1 protein-coding gene is annotated in these 257 nt (G+C 34.2%); it reads right to left on the minus strand.

Annotation, left to right across the window (positions count from 1 at the left end; translation table 11 throughout):
• Positions 1–257, minus strand: a 257-nt coding sequence (locus KVT11_RS20195; protein WP_217609182.1) for a YaaC family protein, incomplete at both ends; no start/stop codon positions are given.

A 257-nucleotide genomic window follows, 5' to 3' on the forward strand; every position in this document is an offset into this window, starting at 1 on the left:
CTTCTGAAAATACATCAAATGTTAGTTTTTTAGCTTCTCGTTGCTTAAGCTTCCAAGTTGTATGTAACTCAAAATATTCAATAAAACGTTCGGCAGACATGTTATAGTGCAAGGGAATATGATCTTGAATCAACATGCCATTTGCTTGTTCTACTTTCACTAAAGTAGAGGGTTGTTTTTGTAACTCCAGAATATGACCCATTTCAGGTATTTTTGAAAGGAGATTGATCATCGTAAATCGTTCATCTTCAAGTCCA

It is taken from the genome of Bacillus sp. GbtcB10, from assembly GCF_019091365.1.
Taxonomy (GTDB): domain Bacteria; phylum Bacillota; class Bacilli; order Bacillales; family Bacillaceae; genus Bacillus; species Bacillus altitudinis.